The 17,875-nt window shown below is 72.6% G+C and carries 14 protein-coding genes; 5 read left to right on the forward strand and 9 right to left on the reverse strand.

Annotated elements, in window-relative coordinates:
- Positions 1-42: 42 nt before the first annotated feature.
- The 4 genes from ACZ7LE_RS13460 to ACZ7LE_RS13475 form a co-directional block, all read right to left on the reverse strand.
- On the reverse strand, positions 43-1,635 hold the full coding sequence (locus ACZ7LE_RS13460; RefSeq protein WP_470403772.1) for a SpoIID/LytB domain-containing protein: 1,593 nt from the start codon (positions 1,633-1,635) through the stop codon (positions 43-45).
- Positions 1,636-1,740: 105 nt separating this feature from the next.
- Positions 1,741-3,432: an RNA polymerase sigma factor gene (locus tag ACZ7LE_RS13465; RefSeq protein WP_470403773.1), complete on the reverse strand. Its 1,692-nt coding sequence runs from the start codon at positions 3,430-3,432 to the stop codon at positions 1,741-1,743.
- Between the two features lie 407 nt (positions 3,433-3,839).
- Entirely contained in the window at positions 3,840-4,205 is a 366-nt protein-coding gene (locus tag ACZ7LE_RS13470; RefSeq protein WP_470403774.1) for a universal stress protein, read from the reverse strand.
- A 62-nt stretch (positions 4,206-4,267) separates the two neighbouring features.
- Positions 4,268-5,914 (reverse strand): DUF4192 domain-containing protein, encoded by a 1,647-nt coding sequence (locus tag ACZ7LE_RS13475; protein ID WP_470403775.1) that lies wholly within the window; start codon positions 5,912-5,914, stop codon positions 4,268-4,270.
- Positions 5,915-6,109: 195 nt separating this feature from the next.
- Here ACZ7LE_RS13475 and ACZ7LE_RS13480 point away from each other — a divergent pair, with 195 nt between their 5' ends.
- Together ACZ7LE_RS13480 and ACZ7LE_RS13485 are read left to right on the forward strand one after the other, a co-directional pair.
- On the forward strand, positions 6,110-6,712 hold the full coding sequence (locus tag ACZ7LE_RS13480; RefSeq protein ID WP_470403776.1) for a hypothetical protein: 603 nt from the start codon (positions 6,110-6,112) through the stop codon (positions 6,710-6,712).
- 9 nt (positions 6,713-6,721) lie between these two features.
- A complete protein-coding gene (locus ACZ7LE_RS13485; RefSeq protein WP_470403777.1) occupies positions 6,722-7,885 on the forward strand; it encodes a polyprenyl synthetase family protein in 1,164 nt (387 codons plus the stop codon).
- Between the two features lie 64 nt (positions 7,886-7,949).
- On the opposite strand, the gene pknB is transcribed toward ACZ7LE_RS13485, so the two are convergent.
- Positions 7,950-9,842: a Stk1 family PASTA domain-containing Ser/Thr kinase gene (gene pknB, locus ACZ7LE_RS13490; protein ID WP_470403778.1), complete on the reverse strand. Its 1,893-nt coding sequence runs from the start codon at positions 9,840-9,842 to the stop codon at positions 7,950-7,952.
- A gap of 118 nt (positions 9,843-9,960) precedes the next feature.
- Between pknB and ACZ7LE_RS13495 the strand changes: the two genes are divergently transcribed.
- The gene (locus ACZ7LE_RS13495; RefSeq protein ID WP_470403779.1) at positions 9,961-10,326 is read left to right on the forward strand and encodes an Rv2175c family DNA-binding protein; all 366 of its coding nucleotides are present in this window, start codon (positions 9,961-9,963) and stop codon (positions 10,324-10,326) included.
- Between the two features lie 71 nt (positions 10,327-10,397).
- On the opposite strand, the gene ACZ7LE_RS13500 is transcribed toward ACZ7LE_RS13495, so the two are convergent.
- Positions 10,398-11,759 carry a class II 3-deoxy-7-phosphoheptulonate synthase gene (locus ACZ7LE_RS13500; RefSeq protein WP_470403780.1) on the reverse strand — a complete coding sequence of 454 codons (1,362 nt, stop codon included), beginning with the start codon at positions 11,757-11,759 and terminating at the stop codon, positions 10,398-10,400.
- Between the two features lie 82 nt (positions 11,760-11,841).
- Entirely contained in the window at positions 11,842-13,068 is a 1,227-nt protein-coding gene (locus ACZ7LE_RS13505; RefSeq protein WP_108495681.1) for a pyrophosphate--fructose-6-phosphate 1-phosphotransferase, read from the reverse strand.
- A gap of 202 nt (positions 13,069-13,270) precedes the next feature.
- Here ACZ7LE_RS13505 and ACZ7LE_RS13510 point away from each other — a divergent pair, with 202 nt between their 5' ends.
- Entirely contained in the window at positions 13,271-13,813 is a 543-nt protein-coding gene (locus ACZ7LE_RS13510; RefSeq protein ID WP_470403781.1) for a GNAT family N-acetyltransferase, read from the forward strand.
- Between the two features lie 76 nt (positions 13,814-13,889).
- On the opposite strand, the gene ACZ7LE_RS13515 is transcribed toward ACZ7LE_RS13510, so the two are convergent.
- Entirely contained in the window at positions 13,890-15,722 is a 1,833-nt protein-coding gene (locus tag ACZ7LE_RS13515; protein WP_470403782.1) for an AMP-dependent synthetase/ligase, read from the reverse strand.
- Between the two features lie 165 nt (positions 15,723-15,887).
- On the opposite strand from ACZ7LE_RS13515, the gene ACZ7LE_RS13520 reads away from it, so the two are divergent.
- Positions 15,888-16,832, forward strand: coding sequence for an ROK family glucokinase (locus ACZ7LE_RS13520; RefSeq protein WP_285104375.1), 945 nt, complete (start codon positions 15,888-15,890; stop codon positions 16,830-16,832).
- A gap of 276 nt (positions 16,833-17,108) precedes the next feature.
- Here ACZ7LE_RS13520 and ACZ7LE_RS13525 read toward each other — a convergent pair whose 3' ends face one another.
- Entirely contained in the window at positions 17,109-17,834 is a 726-nt protein-coding gene (locus ACZ7LE_RS13525; RefSeq protein ID WP_470403783.1) for a hypothetical protein, read from the reverse strand.
- Between the last annotated feature and the right edge of the window lie 41 nt (positions 17,835-17,875).

Consider the following 17,875-nt stretch of genomic DNA (forward strand, 5'->3'; position numbering starts at 1 on the left):
ACCTCCGCCGAACCCACCCTGCCGAACCCATCTCCACCGGGCTCACTTCCGCGCCGTCACCGTGTCCGCCCACGAGGCCCGGAACCCGAGCGTGGTGCGCCAGCCCTCCGCCGTCTTGGTCAGGTTCCGGGTGGTGCCCTGGACCGAGACGGCCTGCATCGTCTTGATCTGGCCGCTCGAGTACCGAGCCGTGACCTTGACCGACTTGACCCAGGCCAGGTCGAAGACGGCCTTCGCCTTCGTCTGCGTGAGCGACCCGGTCCAGGAGGTGTTCGGGTTGCCGGGCGCCTGCGCCGAGTAGGGGTCGGCGACGTGCGCGAGGTGGGACTGCGCCGCAGTGCCGAAGGCGTCCTGGTTGTTCGTGGTGCCGGAGTAGCTCCCGCCGCGGCCGGTCGAGGCGAAGTACGGCGTCTCGGCGATCTCGCCCGCGGGGTTGCGCACGATCGAGACGGTCGAGGCGTTGTCCTGCCGGGTGGCGTCGACGGCGGCGCGCCACGTCGAGCCCGCCTCGCCACCCTCCTTCTTCCAGCCGGTGTAGTTCTGGCTGCTCGTGTCGTCGTAGAGGTGGCAGTCGCACGAGGTCTTGAGGCCCGCGGTCTTGGCGAGGATGGCGTAGTTGCGCGCGACGATCGCCTGCGCCTGGAGCGCCGCGGCGCCACCGTAGCTGCTCGTGCCCCACAGGGACGGCATCTCGTCGAGCCCGTAGAGGTACTCGTCGTTGAGGACCACCTGGTTGACCACGTTGGGCCGCGGGTTGGGGCTGGTGAGCCGCAGCCGGCCGTGCCGGTAGCTGCCCTGTGCCCCGGAGACCGTCACGGTGCCGGCGGTGCCCGCCCAGTAGTCGGTGCCCGTCCATTCGAGATAGAGCGTGCGGCGGGCGCTGATCGTCTGGCGCACCGTGCCGTTCTCGGTGATCTTGGCGGTCACGCCCGCCGGGGTGCGGGCGATCGAGAGCTTGCGGGCCGACGTGCCGGTGGCGAGCTGCGCCTGTGCGCCGTCGAGCAGCCGCCACGAGCCCGCGGACAGGCTGATCGTGGTGGTGGTCGGGTCGGCCGCCTTGCCGAGCACCTGGACGTCGACCGACGTCCACGGGTTGCTGGCGGTGCCCACGGTCGCACCCGGGTAGTAGTACCCCAGGATCTGCGCCGCCGTGCTGCCGGTGCGCGCCATCTGGTAGGCGCCGTACTGGGCCATGCCCACGCCGTGCCCGTTGCCCGAGCCGGCGATCGCCCACGACCCCGGCACGACCGTCACCGTCAGCGTGGCGCTGGTGGCCTTGACCGTCTTGAAGCGGTACTTCGTGGTGACGGACGGCTTCACCGATGTCGTCGCCTTGCCGGTCGAGCCCGTGGTCACGGTCTTGATCCGGACCCAGGCGCCGTCCCGGTACTGCTGGACGGCCACCGACGCGTTCTTCCGGGCGGCGCCGTTGTAGCGGTAGACCACCGAGAGGGTCTTGGCGGTCGCCGCCGTGGTCGTGGCCGTGCCGGACGCCGTCAGCGTGTACCCCGCCGCGGCGGCGGGGCCGGCGGACAGGCCAACTGTGAGGAGCGTGGCGGTGAGGCAGGTGACGAGGACTGCCGCGAGCGTCCGGACACGTCGTGCTCCGGGAGCGGCGCTGATCGAGGTGGACACATCGGGCACGCTCCCACACGAAGACGCCGGGCGGGTGAGCTTCCGAAGAAGTTCACCCGCCCGGCGTCGGTCCCGGGTCACGCCCCGGGCTCGTGGTGAAGTCGCTCAGTCGAGGTAGTCGCGCAGCACCTGCGACCGCGAGGGGTGGCGCAGCTTCGACATCGTCTTGGACTCGATCTGCCGGATGCGCTCACGCGTCACGCCGTAGACCTTGCCGATCTCGTCGAGCGTCTTGGGCTGGCCGTCCTGCAGGCCGAACCGCATGGAGACCACGCCGGCCTCGCGCTCCGAGAGGGTGTCGAGAACCTGGTGCAGCTGCTCCTGGAGCAGCGTGAACGACACGGCGTCCGCGGGGACGACGGCCTCGGAGTCCTCGATGAGGTCACCGAACTCGCTGTCGCCGTCCTCGCCGAGCGGGGTGCTCAGCGAGATGGGCTCACGGCCGTACTTCTGGACCTCGACCACCTTCTCGGGGGTCATGTCCAGCTCCTTGGCCAGCTCCTCCGGCGTGGGCTCGCGGCCCAGGTCCTGGAGCATCTGGCGCTGGACGCGGGCCAGCTTGTTGATGACCTCGACCATGTGCACCGGGATGCGGATGGTGCGGGCCTGGTCGGCCATGGCACGCGTGATCGCCTGCCGGATCCACCAGGTCGCGTAGGTCGAGAACTTGTAACCCTTGGTGTAGTCGAACTTCTCGACCGCACGGATCAGACCGAGGTTGCCCTCCTGGATCAGGTCCAGGAACAGCATGCCGCGGCCCGTGTAGCGCTTGGCGAGCGAGACCACGAGGCGGAGGTTGGCCTCCAGCAGGTGGTTCTTGGCCCGCTTGCCGTCGTGCGCGATCCACTTGAGGTCGCGCTCGAAGCGGCGCTGGTCCTTGTCGTTCCGGTCGAACTCGGTGGTGGCAAGGCGCTCCTCGGCGAACAGGCCGGCCTCGATGCGCTTCGCGAGCTCGACCTCCTGCTCGGCGTTCAGCAGCGCGACCTTGCCGATCTGCTTCAGGTAGTCCTTGACCGGGTCGGCCGTGGCACCGGCGGTGACGACCTGCTGTGCGGGCTGGTCGTCGTCGTCCCGGTCGGAGACGACGAAGCCGGAGCTCTCGTCGCCCTCCTTGGCCGTCTTGCCGGCTCGGCCGCGAGTCGTCTTGGTGACGGTCTCGGGACCGGAGTCGGTCTCGTCCTCGGGGTCCTCGACGGCGACGCCGTCGGGCTCGATGTTGTCGTACTTCGACTTGCCCCGAGCAGCAGGCTTCTTCGCGCCGGCCTTCGCCGCCGGCTTCTTGCGCGTGCTCGTCGTCGCCTCGTCATCATCGTCGTCGACGTCGTCGAAGTCGAGATCGACGTCGTCGGGCATCTCGTCGTCGTCCTTCGGCTTCGCGGTGGAGCGCGCCGGGGTCGACTTCTTGGCGGTCGTGGTCTTCGCCGCCGTCGCCCGGGTACGCCGGGCCGGCTTCGCGGAGGCCTCCGCCTCGTCGGCGGGCGCCTTGGCGGCGACCGCTGTGGAACGGGTGGCCGACGCCGCGGCCACCTTGGTAACAGTGGGAAGCCCGACCTGCACACCGGCGTTGGCCAGTGCGCGCAGCACCGCCTTCAGCCGCTTGGCGTCACCGACCTGCGCCGTCTCGCATGCACGCCGGAAGTTCTCGGCGTCGACCGAGCCGTCGGCGGCACCGCGAGCGAGGAGCTCCTGCAAGGCAGGATGCTCGAACTCACGGGGCAGGTTGTCGCGTGCAGGGACAGGAGCGGTGTCCTGGGGGGCTTTCAGCGGAGTGGGCGCCACAAACCGACCTTTCGGCATTCGAGGGGGCGGTGTACCGCCGGCGGGGCCGTCACTGGACCTTCTTCTTCCGCCGGCGAACATATATATTGTACCGTCGGCCTCCCTGTACCCCGCGACGAACGCGGTGATATGGGCAAAGTCAGTGCGAAGTCACGTCGGGCGGGACCATCCCACGGGGTTTCTGATTTCGCGTGCCAAGAGTCAACGACTGGCACCCCCGCACCATTCCCACTTCGGCGAATCTGCGGCGAATCCGTCCTGGACCAGGCGCGGGAGCCGGGGCCCGGGACCGAGGGACCCGGCCCGACCCGGTGAGGAACCCAGCCGGGCCCATGCCAGGTCCCAGCGGGGACCCGGCCGGGCCCGTGCCAGGAATCAGGACCTGGCCAGGCCCCGGCCAGGAATCAGACGCCCCGGCCCAGGAATCAGACCTTGACGGCGAGCACCGGGCACGGCGCCTCGACGAGGATCCGCTGCGCACCCGCGCCGAGGATGAGCTTGCCGACGGGGCTGCGCTTGCGCAGGCCGATCACGATCAGCTCGGCGCCGGTGCTCGTGGCCGCACGGATCAGGTCCTCGGCAAGGTCGCCGCTGCCCTCCTCGACGCGCACGTCGAGCCCGGCCGCCGGGCCGGTCACGAGCTCGTCGAGCTCGGCCTGGCACTCGTCGACGGGACGCTTCCCGCTCGTGACGACGACCAGCGGAGCACTGCGCTCCCGGGCCTCGGTGACAGCGGTGCTGAGGGCCTCTCGGCCCTCGGACGTGGCGAGGTGGCCGACGACGATCGTCATGTCAGCCGACGCTACCCCACACCGCGGTCCGGTCGATGCCGCACACGGCGCTCGCACCGCACTCACACGGCAGCCATCTCGTCCGAACCCGCGTCACCAAGGGAGTCACCGCTGGAGTCACCGTGGAAGAGGGCCTGCTCCCGCCGCACCCAGCCCGGCGGGACACCTCCGACGATCGCGCTGCGCAGCAGGAGCGCGAGCCGGTAGTCCGGGTCCACCCCCAGCGCGTCCGACACCCGCTCGGCCGCCAGCCCGCCGTCGCCGTGCCACCAGGCCACGAGCGCCAGCAGCAGGTAAGCCGGGGCCCTCCGGTTGCGGGGCACGTGCCTGACCACCGCCTCCAGCACGGCGCGGGCCGGCCGGGTGATGTCCTCGTCGGGCGGGATGCCCCGTTGCGGGTCGATGATCTGTGCCATGACGGCCCCGGTGGACCGGTCCGTGTCACCGTCCGCCTCCCGCCGGGCGGTGCGGAGCGCCGTCTCCGCCGTACCCGGCGCGAGGCTGAGCAGCACCGCGTCCCGGACGGGCGTGTCCGCGAGCGCCGCACCGATCTTGCCCAGGTCCACCGGGGAGAGCGCCGCGCGTTCCCCGGGCGTCGCGTGCGCCGTGGCACGCACCGCGTCGCGCCACAGGCCCAGGCTCTCCGCTCCCCAGTCGGCGAGCGCCCGTTCGGCCTGCGCGACCTGCTCGGCCCGCACGGCGATGCCTCGGCCGGCGCTCCGGGCGGTGCCGCCGGCGGGGGCTCCGGCGGTGCTTCCCGCGGGTCGCCGGCCACCGCCGCCAGGGCTTCCGGCGGGGCCGCCCGCGGGCCGCGGGCCGAATGCCGCGCCGTCGATCGGGCCGCCGCCGTTCGGGAACCTGGTCCGGCTCAGCAGCCGGCGGTAGGTGTCGGTCCAGCGCGCCGCGGCCCGTCGCGCCTGGGTCCGGGCCGCCTCCGGCGCGGCCCGCAGGGTGTACCGCTCCTCGCGGGTGCCGGCGACGGTGCGGCCCTCCAGGACCATGTGGGCGGCGACGCGGGTGCCCTGGAGCGCGGACAACGGCCTGCCCTGCACCGGGCAGCACATCGGGTCGGCGCAGTCGAGCGCCCGGAAGCCCGTCGGCGTCACGAGCCAGACCTCGGTCCCCGGGAGCCGCCGGTCGAGCCGTGCCCGGAGCAGGTCCGCCGCGCGCCGTGCGGCACCGGACGGCACGGTCACGTCCGTGGCGGTGTACAGCACCACGACGGCCCGGTCCGCGCCGTCGGCGACCACGTGGTCGGCGAGCCAGCGGGCCGTGGCCGCGCCGTCGGGGCCGTCGGGGTCGCCCGGGCGGCGCAGGCGGAGGTCGCCCAGGTCGACCCGGGCCACGAGCCCGACCCGCTGGCGCGGGCCGGTCAGGCTCACCACCACCGCGGACTCGACCGGCTCGAAACCGAGCCGGTACGGGACATAGGCGAGGAGGTCCTCCGGCCCGGCCACGCGGACCACCAGAGCGGCCGGGACCTGTCGAGCGTTCGGGACCGCCGTCCGGCGGAGGTCGTCCGGGGAGATGCCGTACCCGGGGATCGCGTTCCCCGGGAGGCCGCGACGGGAGTTGTCGTTGGCGGTGCCGCCGTACACGGGGTTGTCGTGAGCGGGGTTGTCGTGAGCGGGGCTGTCATGAGCGGGGCTGTCGTTCGCGGAGCTGTCGTTCGGGACGCCGTCCCGGGCCGTGCCGTTGTCGGGGTTCATGTGACGATCTCAGCCCGCCGGATCAACGGCTGCGCGCCCGATCGAGCCGTGTGGACAACGCGCTTCCTGTGGTCGCGCTCGCTGCCGCTCCGCCCCGTCCCGACGGTCTCAGCACCGCACGCTCGCACGCTCGGCACCGCACGCTCAGCACGGCACGCTGTCGTCACCCGGGCCTGTGCGGCTACGGTGTGCGACGTGCCCCGCTTCGCCACAGCCCGCCGCACGGCCGCGCTCGCCGCCGTCGTCGGGCTGGCGCTCGCCGCCACGGGGTGCGGCGCCGGGACCGAGCAGTCCGCGACGGGCAGCACCACCACCGGCAGCACCACCTCCGGCGGCACCGCGAGCCCCGGGCCGAGCGACGCCGCGACCGGCGGACCCACCGACCTGCCGACCTTCGACCCGTCCTCCGCGGTGGCGACCTACGCACAGGGGTTCCCGCCGGAGCTCTTCCCGATGCCGAAGGACGCGACGCTGCTCGCGTCGTCGGCGCAGCCCGTGCCCGCGGCCGCCGGATCGAAGGGGTCGAAGACCAAGGGCGTCCCGATGACCCAGGTCACGCTCAACCTGTCGTCGAGCCGTCCGACCGACCAGGTGATCAAGCAGGCCGAGAAGATCCTCACGGCGCAGGGCTTCCGGCGGATCGACGCGCCGGACGCGAGCGGTCTCACCGCACAGACGGCGTTCCTGCGCATCACCAAGGAGAAGTCGGGCGAGGTGCAGGAGTCGCTCGTGGTGGGCGTGCTCGACGACGGCGAGCGGCGCCTCGGCTCGATCAGCGGCACCGTCCGTACCCCATAGGCTGGTGCCGTGCCCGTCTCTCCTGCCCGTCCCACCGCTCTGAGCCCCACCCCCCTGGACCCCGCCGCCCTCGTCGACGCCGAGCATCTCCGCGGCGACGTCGACGCCGCTGTGAGCGCCCACCTCGCCCAGCTGGCGGCCGAGGTCGGGGCGATCAGCCCGAGCGCCGAGGCCATGGTCGAGGAGGCCGCCGGGCTGCTGGCGGGCGGCAAGCGGCTGCGGGCCGCGTTCTGCTACTGGTCGTTCCGCGCGCACGGCGGTTCCGCCGACCCGGCCGACCCCGCCCGCGTCGCGACCGTCCGGGTGGGCGCCGCGCTCGAGCTGTTCCAGGCCGCGGCCCTGCTGCACGACGACGTCATGGACAACTCCGACACCCGTCGCGGCCGCCCCACGGCCCACCGCGCGTTCGCCGCGAGGCACGCCGTCGCGGCCTGGGCCGGCGAGCCGGTGCGGTTCGGCGACTCCGCCGCCATCCTGATCGGTGACCTGGTGCTCCTGGCCGCCCAGCGCGAGCTGTCGGCGGCGCTCGCACCGCTGCCCGCGGACGTCGCCGAGGCGACCCGCGCCCGCTTCGACGCGATGCAGAGCGAGGTGGTCGTGGGCCAGTTCCTCGACGTGCTGGTCCAGGCGGAGCCGTGGGGCCAGGACCCCGCCGCCGACGAGGAGCGCGCCCGGAACGTGCTGCGCGCCAAGACCGCGAGCTACTCCGTGGCCGCCCCGCTCGCCCTGGGCGCGCTGCTGGCCGGCGCCGGCCCGCAGGCGGCAGCCGGGATCGAGGCGGCGGGCAAGCCGCTGGGCGAGGCGTTCCAGCTCCGTGACGACGTGCTCGGCGTCTTCGGCGACCCGGCCGTCACGGGCAAGCCCGCCGGTGACGACCTGCGCGAGGGCAAGCGCACCGTGGTCGTCGCCCGCACCCTGGCGCTGCTGCCCGACGCCGACGGTCCTGAGGCCGCCGTGCTGGTCGCCGCGCTCGGCAACCCCGACCTGTCCGACGACGACGTGGCGCGGGTGCGCGAGGTCATCGTCGGCTCCGGCGCGCTGGACGCAGTCGAGCAGCTCATCGCCGACCTCGCCGTGCGCGGCCACGCGCTGCTGGGCCTCGCGGACCTGGCGGAGCCCGGCCGCGGCCTGCTCACCGACCTGGCCCACGCGGCGGTCGACCGGACGGCCTGAGCCTCACCAGGCCCAGCCCGGCCCGGCAGCCCGGCGCGCCGGGCCCAGCCTCACCAGGCGCAGCTCACCAGGTCCAGAGGGTGACCTCGTCGCCCTTCTTCAGCTTCTCCCCCGCGACGGGCTCGGTCTCCTTGACGCCCTCGCCGAACAGCTCGCCGAACCCCCGCACCACCGAGGTGTAGCCGGCCTCGTCGAGCAGGGCCTGGGCGTCCTCGACGGACATCCCGACGACGTCGGGCACGGTGCCCTGGGCACCCATGCTCACCACGATGGTGACGGTGCTGCCCGGCTCCGCCCCCTTGCCCCCGCCCGGCTGGGTCCGGATCACCGTCCCGGCCTCGACCTTCTTGTCGAACCTGTCCTCCCGGACGACGTCGAAACCCTGGGCGGCCAGCGCGTCCTCCGCCTCGGCCGCGGACAGACCCGTCAGCTCCGGCACGGTGACGGGCGGAGGCCCGTCGGAGACGGTGAGCCGCACGGTCTCGTCGGTCGGGACCGTGCCCCCCTCGCGCACGGACGCCCAGATCACCTGGTCGCGCGCCACGTCGGCGGAATACTCGCGCGAGACCTCGATGTCGACGAGGCCGACGTCGCGCAGCGCTGCCCGCGCCTGCTCCTCGGTCGAGCCCACCAGGCCCGCCGGGACCTCGGCCACCTCCGGTCCGAGCGAGACCACGAGGCGCACGGGCTTGTCGCGCAGCGACCGCTGCCCCTCGTCGGGGGTCACCGAGATGACCTCGCCCTCGGGCACGTCCGAGTCGTGCTGCTCCATGTTCTTCGGCGTCAGCCCGGCCTCGGTCAGGGCCTCCTCGGCCTGGGCCACGGCCACGCCCACCACGCCGTCGGGGACGACCGCGTAGGCACCCGGGCCGTGCTCCGTGTACCACCACGCGCTGAACAGGACCGCGACCAGCGCGACACCCAGCAGGACCTTGCCGCCGCGGCGCGGCCGGGGCGCGGGCGGCGGAGGCGGCGGCGTCTGCTGCTGCGGCACCGCCCACTGGCCGGCCGGCGGCCGCTCCACGACCGCCGTGCGCGCCGCCTTCACCGCGGCGGACGACGGCGGCGGCGCCACCTTCGCGGGGATGTCCAGCACCTCGTTCGGGATCTGCCGGAACGTGCTGCGCAGGGCGTCGAGCGCCACCGCGGCGTCGTGCGGGCGCCGGTCCGGGTCCCGCGCCGTCAGCGCGCGGACCAGGGCGTCGAGCGGGCGGCCCAGGTGGCCGGCGAACGCGCTCACGGGCGGCACGTCGGTGTTGACGTGCGCGAACGCGACCTGGATGGGCCCCTCCCCCTCGTGCGGCAGACGGCCGGTGAACAGCTCGAACGCGAGGATCCCCACGGCGTACACGTCGGCACGCGCGTCGACATGGCCCGTGGCGATGGTCTCCGGCGCGAGATAGGCCACCGTGCCGAGGATCGTGCCGGTCGTCGTGTTCGACACCTCGGAGATGGCACGGGCGAGGCCGAAGTCCGCGACCTTGGGCCGGCCGGTGCCCTCCTCCAGCAGCACGTTCTCCGGCTTGATGTCACGGTGCACGATCCCCTTGGCGTGCGCGGCGGCGAGCGCGGAGAGCACCACGTCGAGGATCGCGAACGAGCGGCGCAGCGTGAGGTCGCCGTCGCGGATGAGCTGGCGCAGGTTGGTGCCCGGCACGTACTCCATGGTCAGGTAGCGCATGTCGCCGTCGGTGCCCTGGTCGTAGACGGCGACGACGCCGTGGTGCTGCAGCCCGGCGGCCGACCGGGCCTCGCGCTCGAAGCGCTGCCGGAAGCTCGCGGCCTGCTCACCCTCGGCGAGGTGCGGGTGCATCACCTTCAGGGCGATCTCACGGTTCAGCCGCGTGTCGTGGGCGCGGTACACCGTGGCCATGCCTCCGCGCGCCACGCGCGCGACTATCTCGTACCGCCCGTCGACCAGGCGGCCGATGAGAGGGTCTGCCGTCACCTGAGCCACGGGTGGGAGTGTACGGGTGACTACCCACAGCCCGGCAGGAACGCGCATACCGGACGGTGGGCCGTTGCCGGATCGTTGCCGTGTCACCCGTCCGGGCCGCGTCGCCTAGGCTTCTCACGTGACAGATCTCGACGCCCTCGTGGGCGAATGGCTGACCCTCCCTGACCTCGCCGAGGCCCTCGGCATCGAGGTCGGCAAGGCCCGCGGCCTCGTGAGCGACCGGCACGTCGTCGGCATCAAGCGTGGCGAGCGCACGACCTTCCAGGTCCCGGCGATCTTCGTGCTGCCCGACGTCGAGGGCCGCCCGGGCGTGATCCCGACGCTCCGCGGCACCATCATGGTGCTGTCCGACGCGCAGTTCACCGAGGAGGAGATCCTCGAGTGGCTGTTCACGCCCAACGACGAGCTCGGTGAGCGGCCCGTGGACGCCCTGATCGGCGGCAAGCGCGCCGCGGTGCGCCGGGTGGCGCAGACGCTGCTCTGACCCGCGCTGCTCGGAGCTCGGACGCGACGGCCGGCCGCCCCCGCGGGGGTAGCCGGCCGCTGAACCGCTGCCTACCGGCGGAGCATCTCCGCGACCTGGAAGGCCAGCTCCAGCGACTGCTGGTGGTTCAGCCGCGGGTCCACGAGCGTCTCGTAGCGCAGCGCGAGGCCGGCGTCGGAGATCTCCTCGCTGCCGCCGAGCACCTCGGTGACGTCGTCGCCCGTGAGCTCCATGTGCAGGCCGCCCGGGACGGTGCCCAGCGCCTTGTGCACCTCGAAGAACCCGGCCACCTCGTCGAGCACGTCCGTCAGCCGGCGGGTCTTGTAGCCGCTGTCCGACGTGATCGTGTTGCCGTGCATGGGGTCGGTGACCCAGGTGACGTTCGCGCCGGACCAGGTCACGGCCTCGACCAGGGACGGCAGCACGTCGCGGACCTGGCCCGCGCCCATGCGCGTGATGAACGTGAGGCGCCCCGGCACGTTGTCCGGGTTGAGCCGCTCGGTGAGCGCGAGGGCGTCGTGCGGCGTCGTCGTCGGGCCGAGCTTCACGCCGATCGGGTTGGCGATCCGGGACATGAAGTCGACGTGGGCGCCGTCGAGCTGGCGCGTGCGCTCGCCGATCCACAGGAAGTGCGCGCTGGTGTCGTAGGACTTGCCCGTGCGCTGGTCCGTGCGGGTCAGCGCCCGCTCGTAGTCGAGCACCAGGGCCTCGTGGCTCAGGAAGAACTCCACGGAGCGCAGCGCGTCGAAGTCCGCGCCGCACGCGTGCATGAACCGGATCGCCCGGTCGATCTCGTCCGCCGTCTTCTCGTACCGCGCGTAGGCGGGGTTGCTCATGAAGCCGCGGTTCCACTCGTGCACCTGGCGCAGGTCGGCGAAACCGCCCTGCGTGAAGGCCCGCACGACGTTGGCCGTGGCCGACGAGATCCGGTACGCCTGCTCCAGCCGCTCCGGGTCCGGGATCCGGGACTGGGGCGTGAACGGGAACCCGTTGATCATGTCGCCGCGGTACGCGGGCAGCGTCTCGCCGTCGCGCGTCTCGGTGTCGCTGGAGCGCGGCTTGGCGTACTGGCCCGCCATGCGGCCCATCTTCACCACGGGCGTGCTCGCGCCGTGGGTGAGCACCACCGCCATCTGGAGGATGGTGCGGATCTTGTTGCGGATGCGGTCGGCGTTCGCCTCGGCGAACGTCTCCGCGCAGTCCCCGCCCTGGAGCAGGAACGCCTCACCCCGGCCGGCGGCGGCGAGCCGCTCGGTCAGGGTGTCGGCCTGTGCGGGCACCACGATGGGCGCGGCCTGGGCCAGACGGCCGGTGGCGGCCGTCAGTGCGGCCGGGTCCGGCCACGTCGGCTGCTGGTGCGCCTCCAGCGTGCGGTAGTGGTCCAGCCCCGCCGGACCGGCGGCGCGCTCGGCCGGGTCGGCGACGGTGCTCATCGACCCGCCGTCCGCGGTGCCGGAGCCGCTGCCGGTGCCGGTGCCGGTGCTACCAGCGCTGCCAGTGGTGCCCGCACGGTGCTCAGTGCTCCGCGGGAGCGGCCGGCACGAGCGGCTGGCCGATCTCGGCGAGGATCTGGCCGAACCACTCCTGCGAGACGTCGAACGCCTTGCCGCCCGCGATCCGCGGGAACGCGATGGCCTTGAGCCGGTCGCCGTCCTCCTCGTCGTGGCCGATGACGCCGGACTCGCCGCGCAGCGCGCACTCGACCGCGTAGTCGGTCATCGACTTGATGAGGCGCAGGTCCTCGGAGTTGGCGGCCGCGGCGCGCGAGAAGTAGCCGGACTTCTGCACCATGACCTTCTCCGCGCCCAGCTTCTCCGCGAACTGCTTGGCGAACCACTGGCCGGGGTTGATCGTGTCGAGCTTCACGTGCCCGAACGGGTCGCGCTCCACGGTCTCGCCGGCCGCCTCGAGCTGGGCCACGATCTCGTGCATGCCCGCGCCCTCCGACAGGAAGATGTTGACGTTGCCGATCTCGTCCATGACGCCGCGCAGGCGCTTGGCCTCGCCCTCCAGGTCGATCTCGAGCTCGGGCAGGAACACCGCGTGCACGTCCCAGCGCTCGCGCGACAGGCCGAGGGCCGGGGCCCACTCCTGCTCGTCGAGCCAGCCGCGGTAGGACTGCGCCGTGGCGGCGGTCAGCCAGCCGCAGTGGCGGCCCATGACCTCGTGCACGATCAGCATGCGCGGGCCCACGCGGTTCTCGCCGATGACGTTGGCCGCGAACTTCGCGCCCTCCTCGGCGGCGGTCCACGCGCCGAGCGACTGCTTGATCGGCACCACGTCGTTGTCGATCGTCTTGGGCAGGCCCACGACCGTCAGCTCGTAGCCGTTCTCGTGCAGGTAGGCGGCGAGGTCGGCGGCGGTCGTGTTGGTGTCGTCACCACCGATGGTGTGCAGCACGTCCACGCCGTCGGCCTTGAGCTGCTCCGCGGCGACGTGCAGCGGGTCCTGGCCCTCCTGGACGAGGCCGCGCTTGACCGCGTCCTTGACGTTGGTCAGCTTCACGCGCGAGTTGCCGATCGGCGAGCCGCCGAACTTGTGCAGGACATGAGCCTGCTTGCGAGCCTCGTCGTCGATCTCGATCTTGTTGCCCGTCAGCAGGCCGTGGTAGCCGTGCAGGTAGGCAATGATCTCGATCTCGGGGTCGAGCTCGGTGTAACGCTCGATCAGACCGCCGACCGAGGACGACAGGCAGGGCGCGAAGCCGCCGGCGGTCAGCAGGGCCACACGACGAACAGCCATCGGAGGAGCACCTCTCATCAGGGAAATTTCGGGGGCACCGCGGCCGGCGTTCGCCGCGCGGCACCCTTCGTCGTCATCCTACTGAGCGGTGGGGGTCGCGCTCGGCACGTCCGGTGACTGAGCACACCTGTCGGACGGCGTCCCGCGCATGAGAGAATGCCGTGAGCCTCCCGGCGCCCAGCGGCCCGGGAGGCTTTCCGTTATGACGAACACGATGAAGTCACCGCAGACCCCGCCCGCCCGGCTCACCCTCCGCCCGACGACGGCGGCGGACCAGCCCGTGCTCGAACGGCTCTGGCTCCTGTTCCGGCACGACATGTCCGAGGTCTCCGGTGCATTGCCCGACGCGACCGGCCAGTTCCGGCGCGAGCGCCTGGACGCGGCGTTCACCGACCCCGGCTGGCGCGGCGTCGTCGCGCACCTGGAGCCCGCGGGCGCGCCGCCGTCGCCGGTCGGGTTCGCGCTGGTGCGCGGGCTCGACGGGCCGACCCGGGTGCTCAGCTCGTTCTTCGTGGTGCGCGGCGTGCGCCGGATCGGTGTCGGGCGGGAGCTCGCGGCCCATGTGCTCGCCGCGTTCCCCGGCCGCTGGGAGATCGCGTTCCAGGACGCCAACCCGCCGGCCGTGCAGTTCTGGCGGGCGGTGGCCACGGACGCCGTCGGCGCGGCCTGGACGGAGGAGCACCGCGCCGTCCCGGGCCGCCCGGACCTGCCGCCGGACACCTGGATCTCGTTCACCAACGGCTAGACCGCTGGTCGAGCTCGCCCACCCGCTGGTCGAGCTTGTCGAGACCGGTCTCGACAAGCTCGACCAGCGAGGACCCTCAGTTGAGGAGGTGCAGGCTGTCCTTGTTCTTGTCGGCGTACAGGCGCTCGACGTCGGCGTCGAAGTCCTTGAGGAACACCGCCCGCTTCACGCTCTGCTTGGGCGTGAGGTACCCGTTCTCGATCGTCAGGTCGCCCGCCAGCACCGTGTACTTGCGGATCGACTCGGCCTTCGAGACCGCCTTGTTCGCCCGCTGCACCGCGCCGTCGAGGGCCGCGAGGACGTCGGGGTCCTTGCGCGCCTCGTCGACCGACATCGCCGGCTTGCCGTGCATCTTGAGCCAGCCCGGCAGGCCCTCGGCGTCGAGCGTGAAGAGCGCCCCGATGAACGGCTTGCCGTCGCCGACCACGACGCACTGGCTCACCAGGGCGTGCGCGCGGATGCGGTCCTCCAGCATCGAGGGCGCCACGTTCTTGCCGCCGGCCGTGACGATGATCTCCTTCTTGCGGCCGGTGATCGTGAGGAACCCGTCGTCGTCCAGCACGCCCAGGTCGCCCGTGCGGAACCAGCCGTCCTCCGTGAACGCCTCCGCCGTGGCGGCCTCGTTCTTGTGGTACGCCCGGAAGATATGGTGGCCCTTGAGCAGGATCTCGCTGTCCTCGGCGATCTTGACGCCGCAGCCCGGGAGCTGCAGACCGACCGAGCCGATCTTGGTCGCCGTGGGGCGGTTCACGCTGGTCGGCGCGGTGGACTCCGTGAGGCCGTAGCCCTCGAGCACCTTCAGGCCCAGGCCCCGGTAGAAGTGGCCGAGCCGCTCGCCGAGCGGGCCGCCGCCCGAGACCGCGAACTCCGCGCGCCCGCCCAGCTTGGCGCGCAGCTTGGAGAAGACCAGCGCGCTGGCGACGGCGTGCTGCAGCCGCAGGCCCAGCCCCGGGCCGGACGGCGTGTCGAGCGCCCGCGACCACGCGATGCCCGTCGCCGTGGCCCAGTGGAAGATCTTCGACTTGCCGCCGGCCGCCGCCGTCTGCTCCGCCGTGTTGTAGACCTTCTCGAACACCCGCGGCACTGCGAGGATGAAGGTCGGCTTGAACTCGCCCAGCGCGTCGACCAGCGTCGACGTGTCGCCCCAGTGCCCGGTGACGACACCGCCGGCGACCGCGAGCACGTGGATGTAGCGCGCGAACACGTGCGCCATCGGGATGAACAGGAGGGTGCGTCCGCCCTCCTTGGCGAACACCTCCGGCACGGCCTCGACGGCGTTCACGGCGAGCGACGCGAAGTTGCGGTGCGTCAGCTCGGCGCCCTTGGGACGACCCGTGGTCCCCGAGGTGTAGATGATCGTGGCCAGGTCGTCGAGGCCGGACAGGCCCCGGCGCCGGGCGATCTCGTCGTCGGACACGTCCGCGCCCTCGGCCGCGACCGCGTCGAGCGCACCGTCGTCGATGACGAGCACGTCGGTCACGAGCGGGGTCGCGTCGCGCACCTCGGCGACGGTCGCGGCGTTGGCCGCGGTCTCGGCGAAGACCAGCTTCACCTCGGCGTCGGACAGGATCCACTCGACCTGCTCGGCCGAGGAGGTCTCGTAGACCGGGACGGGCACCGCGCCCGCGGCCCACGCCGCGAAGTCCAGCACAGCCCACTCGTACCGCGTGCGGCACATGATGCCGACGCGGTCGCCGGGCTCGATCCCGTGGGCCACCAGGCCCTTCGCCACAGCGACCACCTGGGCGTCGAACTCGCCGGCACTGACGACCCGCCAGGGCTCGCCCTTCCCCGCAGGAACCTCCATCATCGGCTTGTCGGCGCCGGCGCCGACCCGCTCGGCGAGCACATCGTTGAGATTGGAGGTGGGGGGCAGCTCGATGAGGATCGGGCTGAAGATCTCGTCCATTCTGACTCCAGTGGCAGTACTGACCGTGCCTGCAAAGATACCGGGAAACGGACTCCGCGTGTTGCACTCCGCGCGGTCGCTACCCTGGGTGTGCGCACCTTCTCGGTGCAGCCCCCTTTTCGACGGTCCACGCGGCCGTCGCGCAACGAGAGAACGTGAGGACGAATGCACGCCATCGGGGTCGACATCGGCGGCACCAAGATCGCTGTGGGAGTCGTCGACGAGGAGGGCAAGATCCTCGCCCAGGTGCGCCGGGAGACCGACGCCGACGACGTCGCGCACATCGACAGGGCCATCGCGGACGCGTGCAACGAGCTCGTCAAGGAGCACGAGGTCGGGGCGATCGGCCTGGCCGCTGCCGGCTTCGTCAGCCCGGACCGCACGTCCGTGAACTTCGCGCCCAACATCGCCTGGCGGGAGTACCCGCTGGCCGCGAAGGTCGCCGAGCTCGTGGACGCCGACCTGCCGATCGTCGTGGAGAACGACGCCAACGCCGCCGGCTGGGCCGAGTTCCGGTTCGGCGCGGGCCGCGAGGCCACCGACATGCTGATGCTCACGGTCGGCACCGGCCTGGGCGGCGCCGTCATCTCCGAGCGGGAGCTCGTGCGCGGCAAGTGGGGCATGGCGGCCGAGGTCGGGCACATGCGCGTCGTGCCGGAGGGCCACTACTGCGGGTGCGGCCACGAGGGCTGCTGGGAGCAGTACGCGTCGGGCAGCGCCCTGGAGCGCGACGCCCAGCACGCCGCCGTCGCCCGGGTGGACCAGGCGGACCGCCTGCTCGAGCTCGCCGGCGGCGACCCGGAGAAGATCCGCGGCAAGATGGTGACCGAGGCCGCCCAGGAGGGCGACGAGCTGTCGATCGAGCTGCTCGCGACCCTCGGGCGCTGGATCGGCGAGGGCTCCGCGTCGGTCGCGGCCCTGCTGGACCCCGAGCTCATCGTGATCGGCGGTGGCGTCGGCGCGGCCGGCGACCTGCTGCTCGGCCCGGTGCGGCGCGGCTTCGAGGCACAGCTCTCGGCGATGGGCCACCGGCCCGTGGCCAAGATCGAGCTGGCCGAGCACGGCAACGAGGCCGGCATCGTCGGCGCGGCAGACCTCGCGCGCCGCTAGACCCACCCGCCCCGGCCCGCCTCGAACGGGCCAGGAAACGTGTCAGACCCACAGGTCACCCGGGTGATCTGTGGGTCTGACTCGTTCGGGCCTGCTAGACGATGTTCTCTGTCGTCTGAACCTGCGGCTCCGCTCCGGGCGAGATGCCTCGTACCTCGGCCCTCACCCTGCACTGCGCCTCCAGTTCAGACGATGTTCTCTGTCGTCTGAACCTGCGGCTCCGCTCCGGGCGAGATGCCTCGTACCTCGGCCCTCACCCTGCACTGCGCCTCCGGTTCAGACGACGGCGCCCGGGCCGTCGTCGTCGGGGTCGCGCTGGTGCGGCATGCGCCAGATCAGCACGCCCAGGCCGGCGACGAACAGGCCGAGCCCGATCTGACCCGCGAGCGGCGGGATGGAGATGGCGGGCACCGCCGCGGACACGATCATGCCGATCACCGCGAGCACGGGCACGCCGACCACGAAGCTCCACGCCATCGTGAGCAGCGGGTCGCGGGACAGCAGCGCGGGCGGCTCCGGCGGCGTGAAGTGGGACTCCGCCTCCTCGAGCGCCTCGGCGTCGAGCGACAGCGGCCAGTCGCGCGGGCCGGAGGGCGTGCGCGCCGCGGAGGCGTCCGACGACGCGCCCCGCCCCGTGCCCGGCTCGTCGGCCGTGTCCGCCTCGCCCGTGCTCGTCCAGTCGCCACCGGCCCAGCCGCCGTCCGACCAGCCGCCCACCTGGCGGCCGCCCCGGCCGGCGCCCGCGTCACCGGACCCGCCGCCCGACCGGTCGCCGTCCGCGCGCCCGGCGTCGTCGCTGCCCTCGTCATCGGGCCGCGATGTCTGAGAAGATTCGGCGGACTTCTCCGCGCCGTCGGTCTCCCCGTCGGCCCGAGAGACGTCCATGTCGCCGAGCGTGGCGACGATGTCGGCCCAGCGCGATGCCACGTCGTCGTCGCCCAGCTCGCGTGGGGTGTCGCCGGGCACGTCGTCGTCTCGGTCGTCGGTGTTCGATGCGGCCATGGGCACACTCTATTGTCGTCAGGGGGCCCGCGGGGGCGGGT

It is taken from the genome of Promicromonospora sp. NPDC110617 (assembly GCF_055598465.1).

Excerpts from the sequence above, each read along its gene's own strand:
- ACZ7LE_RS13505 (WP_108495681.1), bottom strand. The coding sequence starts at position 13,068 with ATGGCTGTTCGTCGTGTGGCCCTGCTGACCGCCGGCGGCTTCGCGCCC.
- ACZ7LE_RS13500 (WP_470403780.1), bottom strand. The coding sequence starts at position 11,759 with ATGAGCACCGTCGCCGACCCGGCCGAGCGCGCCGCCGGTCCGGCGGGG.
- ACZ7LE_RS13510 (WP_470403781.1), top strand. The coding sequence starts at position 13,271 with ATGACGAACACGATGAAGTCACCGCAGACCCCGCCCGCCCGGCTCACC.
- ACZ7LE_RS13465 (WP_470403773.1), bottom strand. The coding sequence starts at position 3,432 with ATGCCGAAAGGTCGGTTTGTGGCGCCCACTCCGCTGAAAGCCCCCCAG.
- ACZ7LE_RS13525 (WP_470403783.1), bottom strand. The coding sequence starts at position 17,834 with ATGGCCGCATCGAACACCGACGACCGAGACGACGACGTGCCCGGCGAC.
- ACZ7LE_RS13475 (WP_470403775.1), bottom strand. The coding sequence starts at position 5,914 with ATGAACCCCGACAACGGCACGGCCCGGGACGGCGTCCCGAACGACAGC.
- ACZ7LE_RS13515 (WP_470403782.1), bottom strand. The coding sequence starts at position 15,722 with ATGGACGAGATCTTCAGCCCGATCCTCATCGAGCTGCCCCCCACCTCC.
- ACZ7LE_RS13520 (WP_285104375.1), top strand. The coding sequence starts at position 15,888 with ATGCACGCCATCGGGGTCGACATCGGCGGCACCAAGATCGCTGTGGGA.
- ACZ7LE_RS13470 (WP_470403774.1), bottom strand. The coding sequence starts at position 4,205 with ATGACGATCGTCGTCGGCCACCTCGCCACGTCCGAGGGCCGAGAGGCC.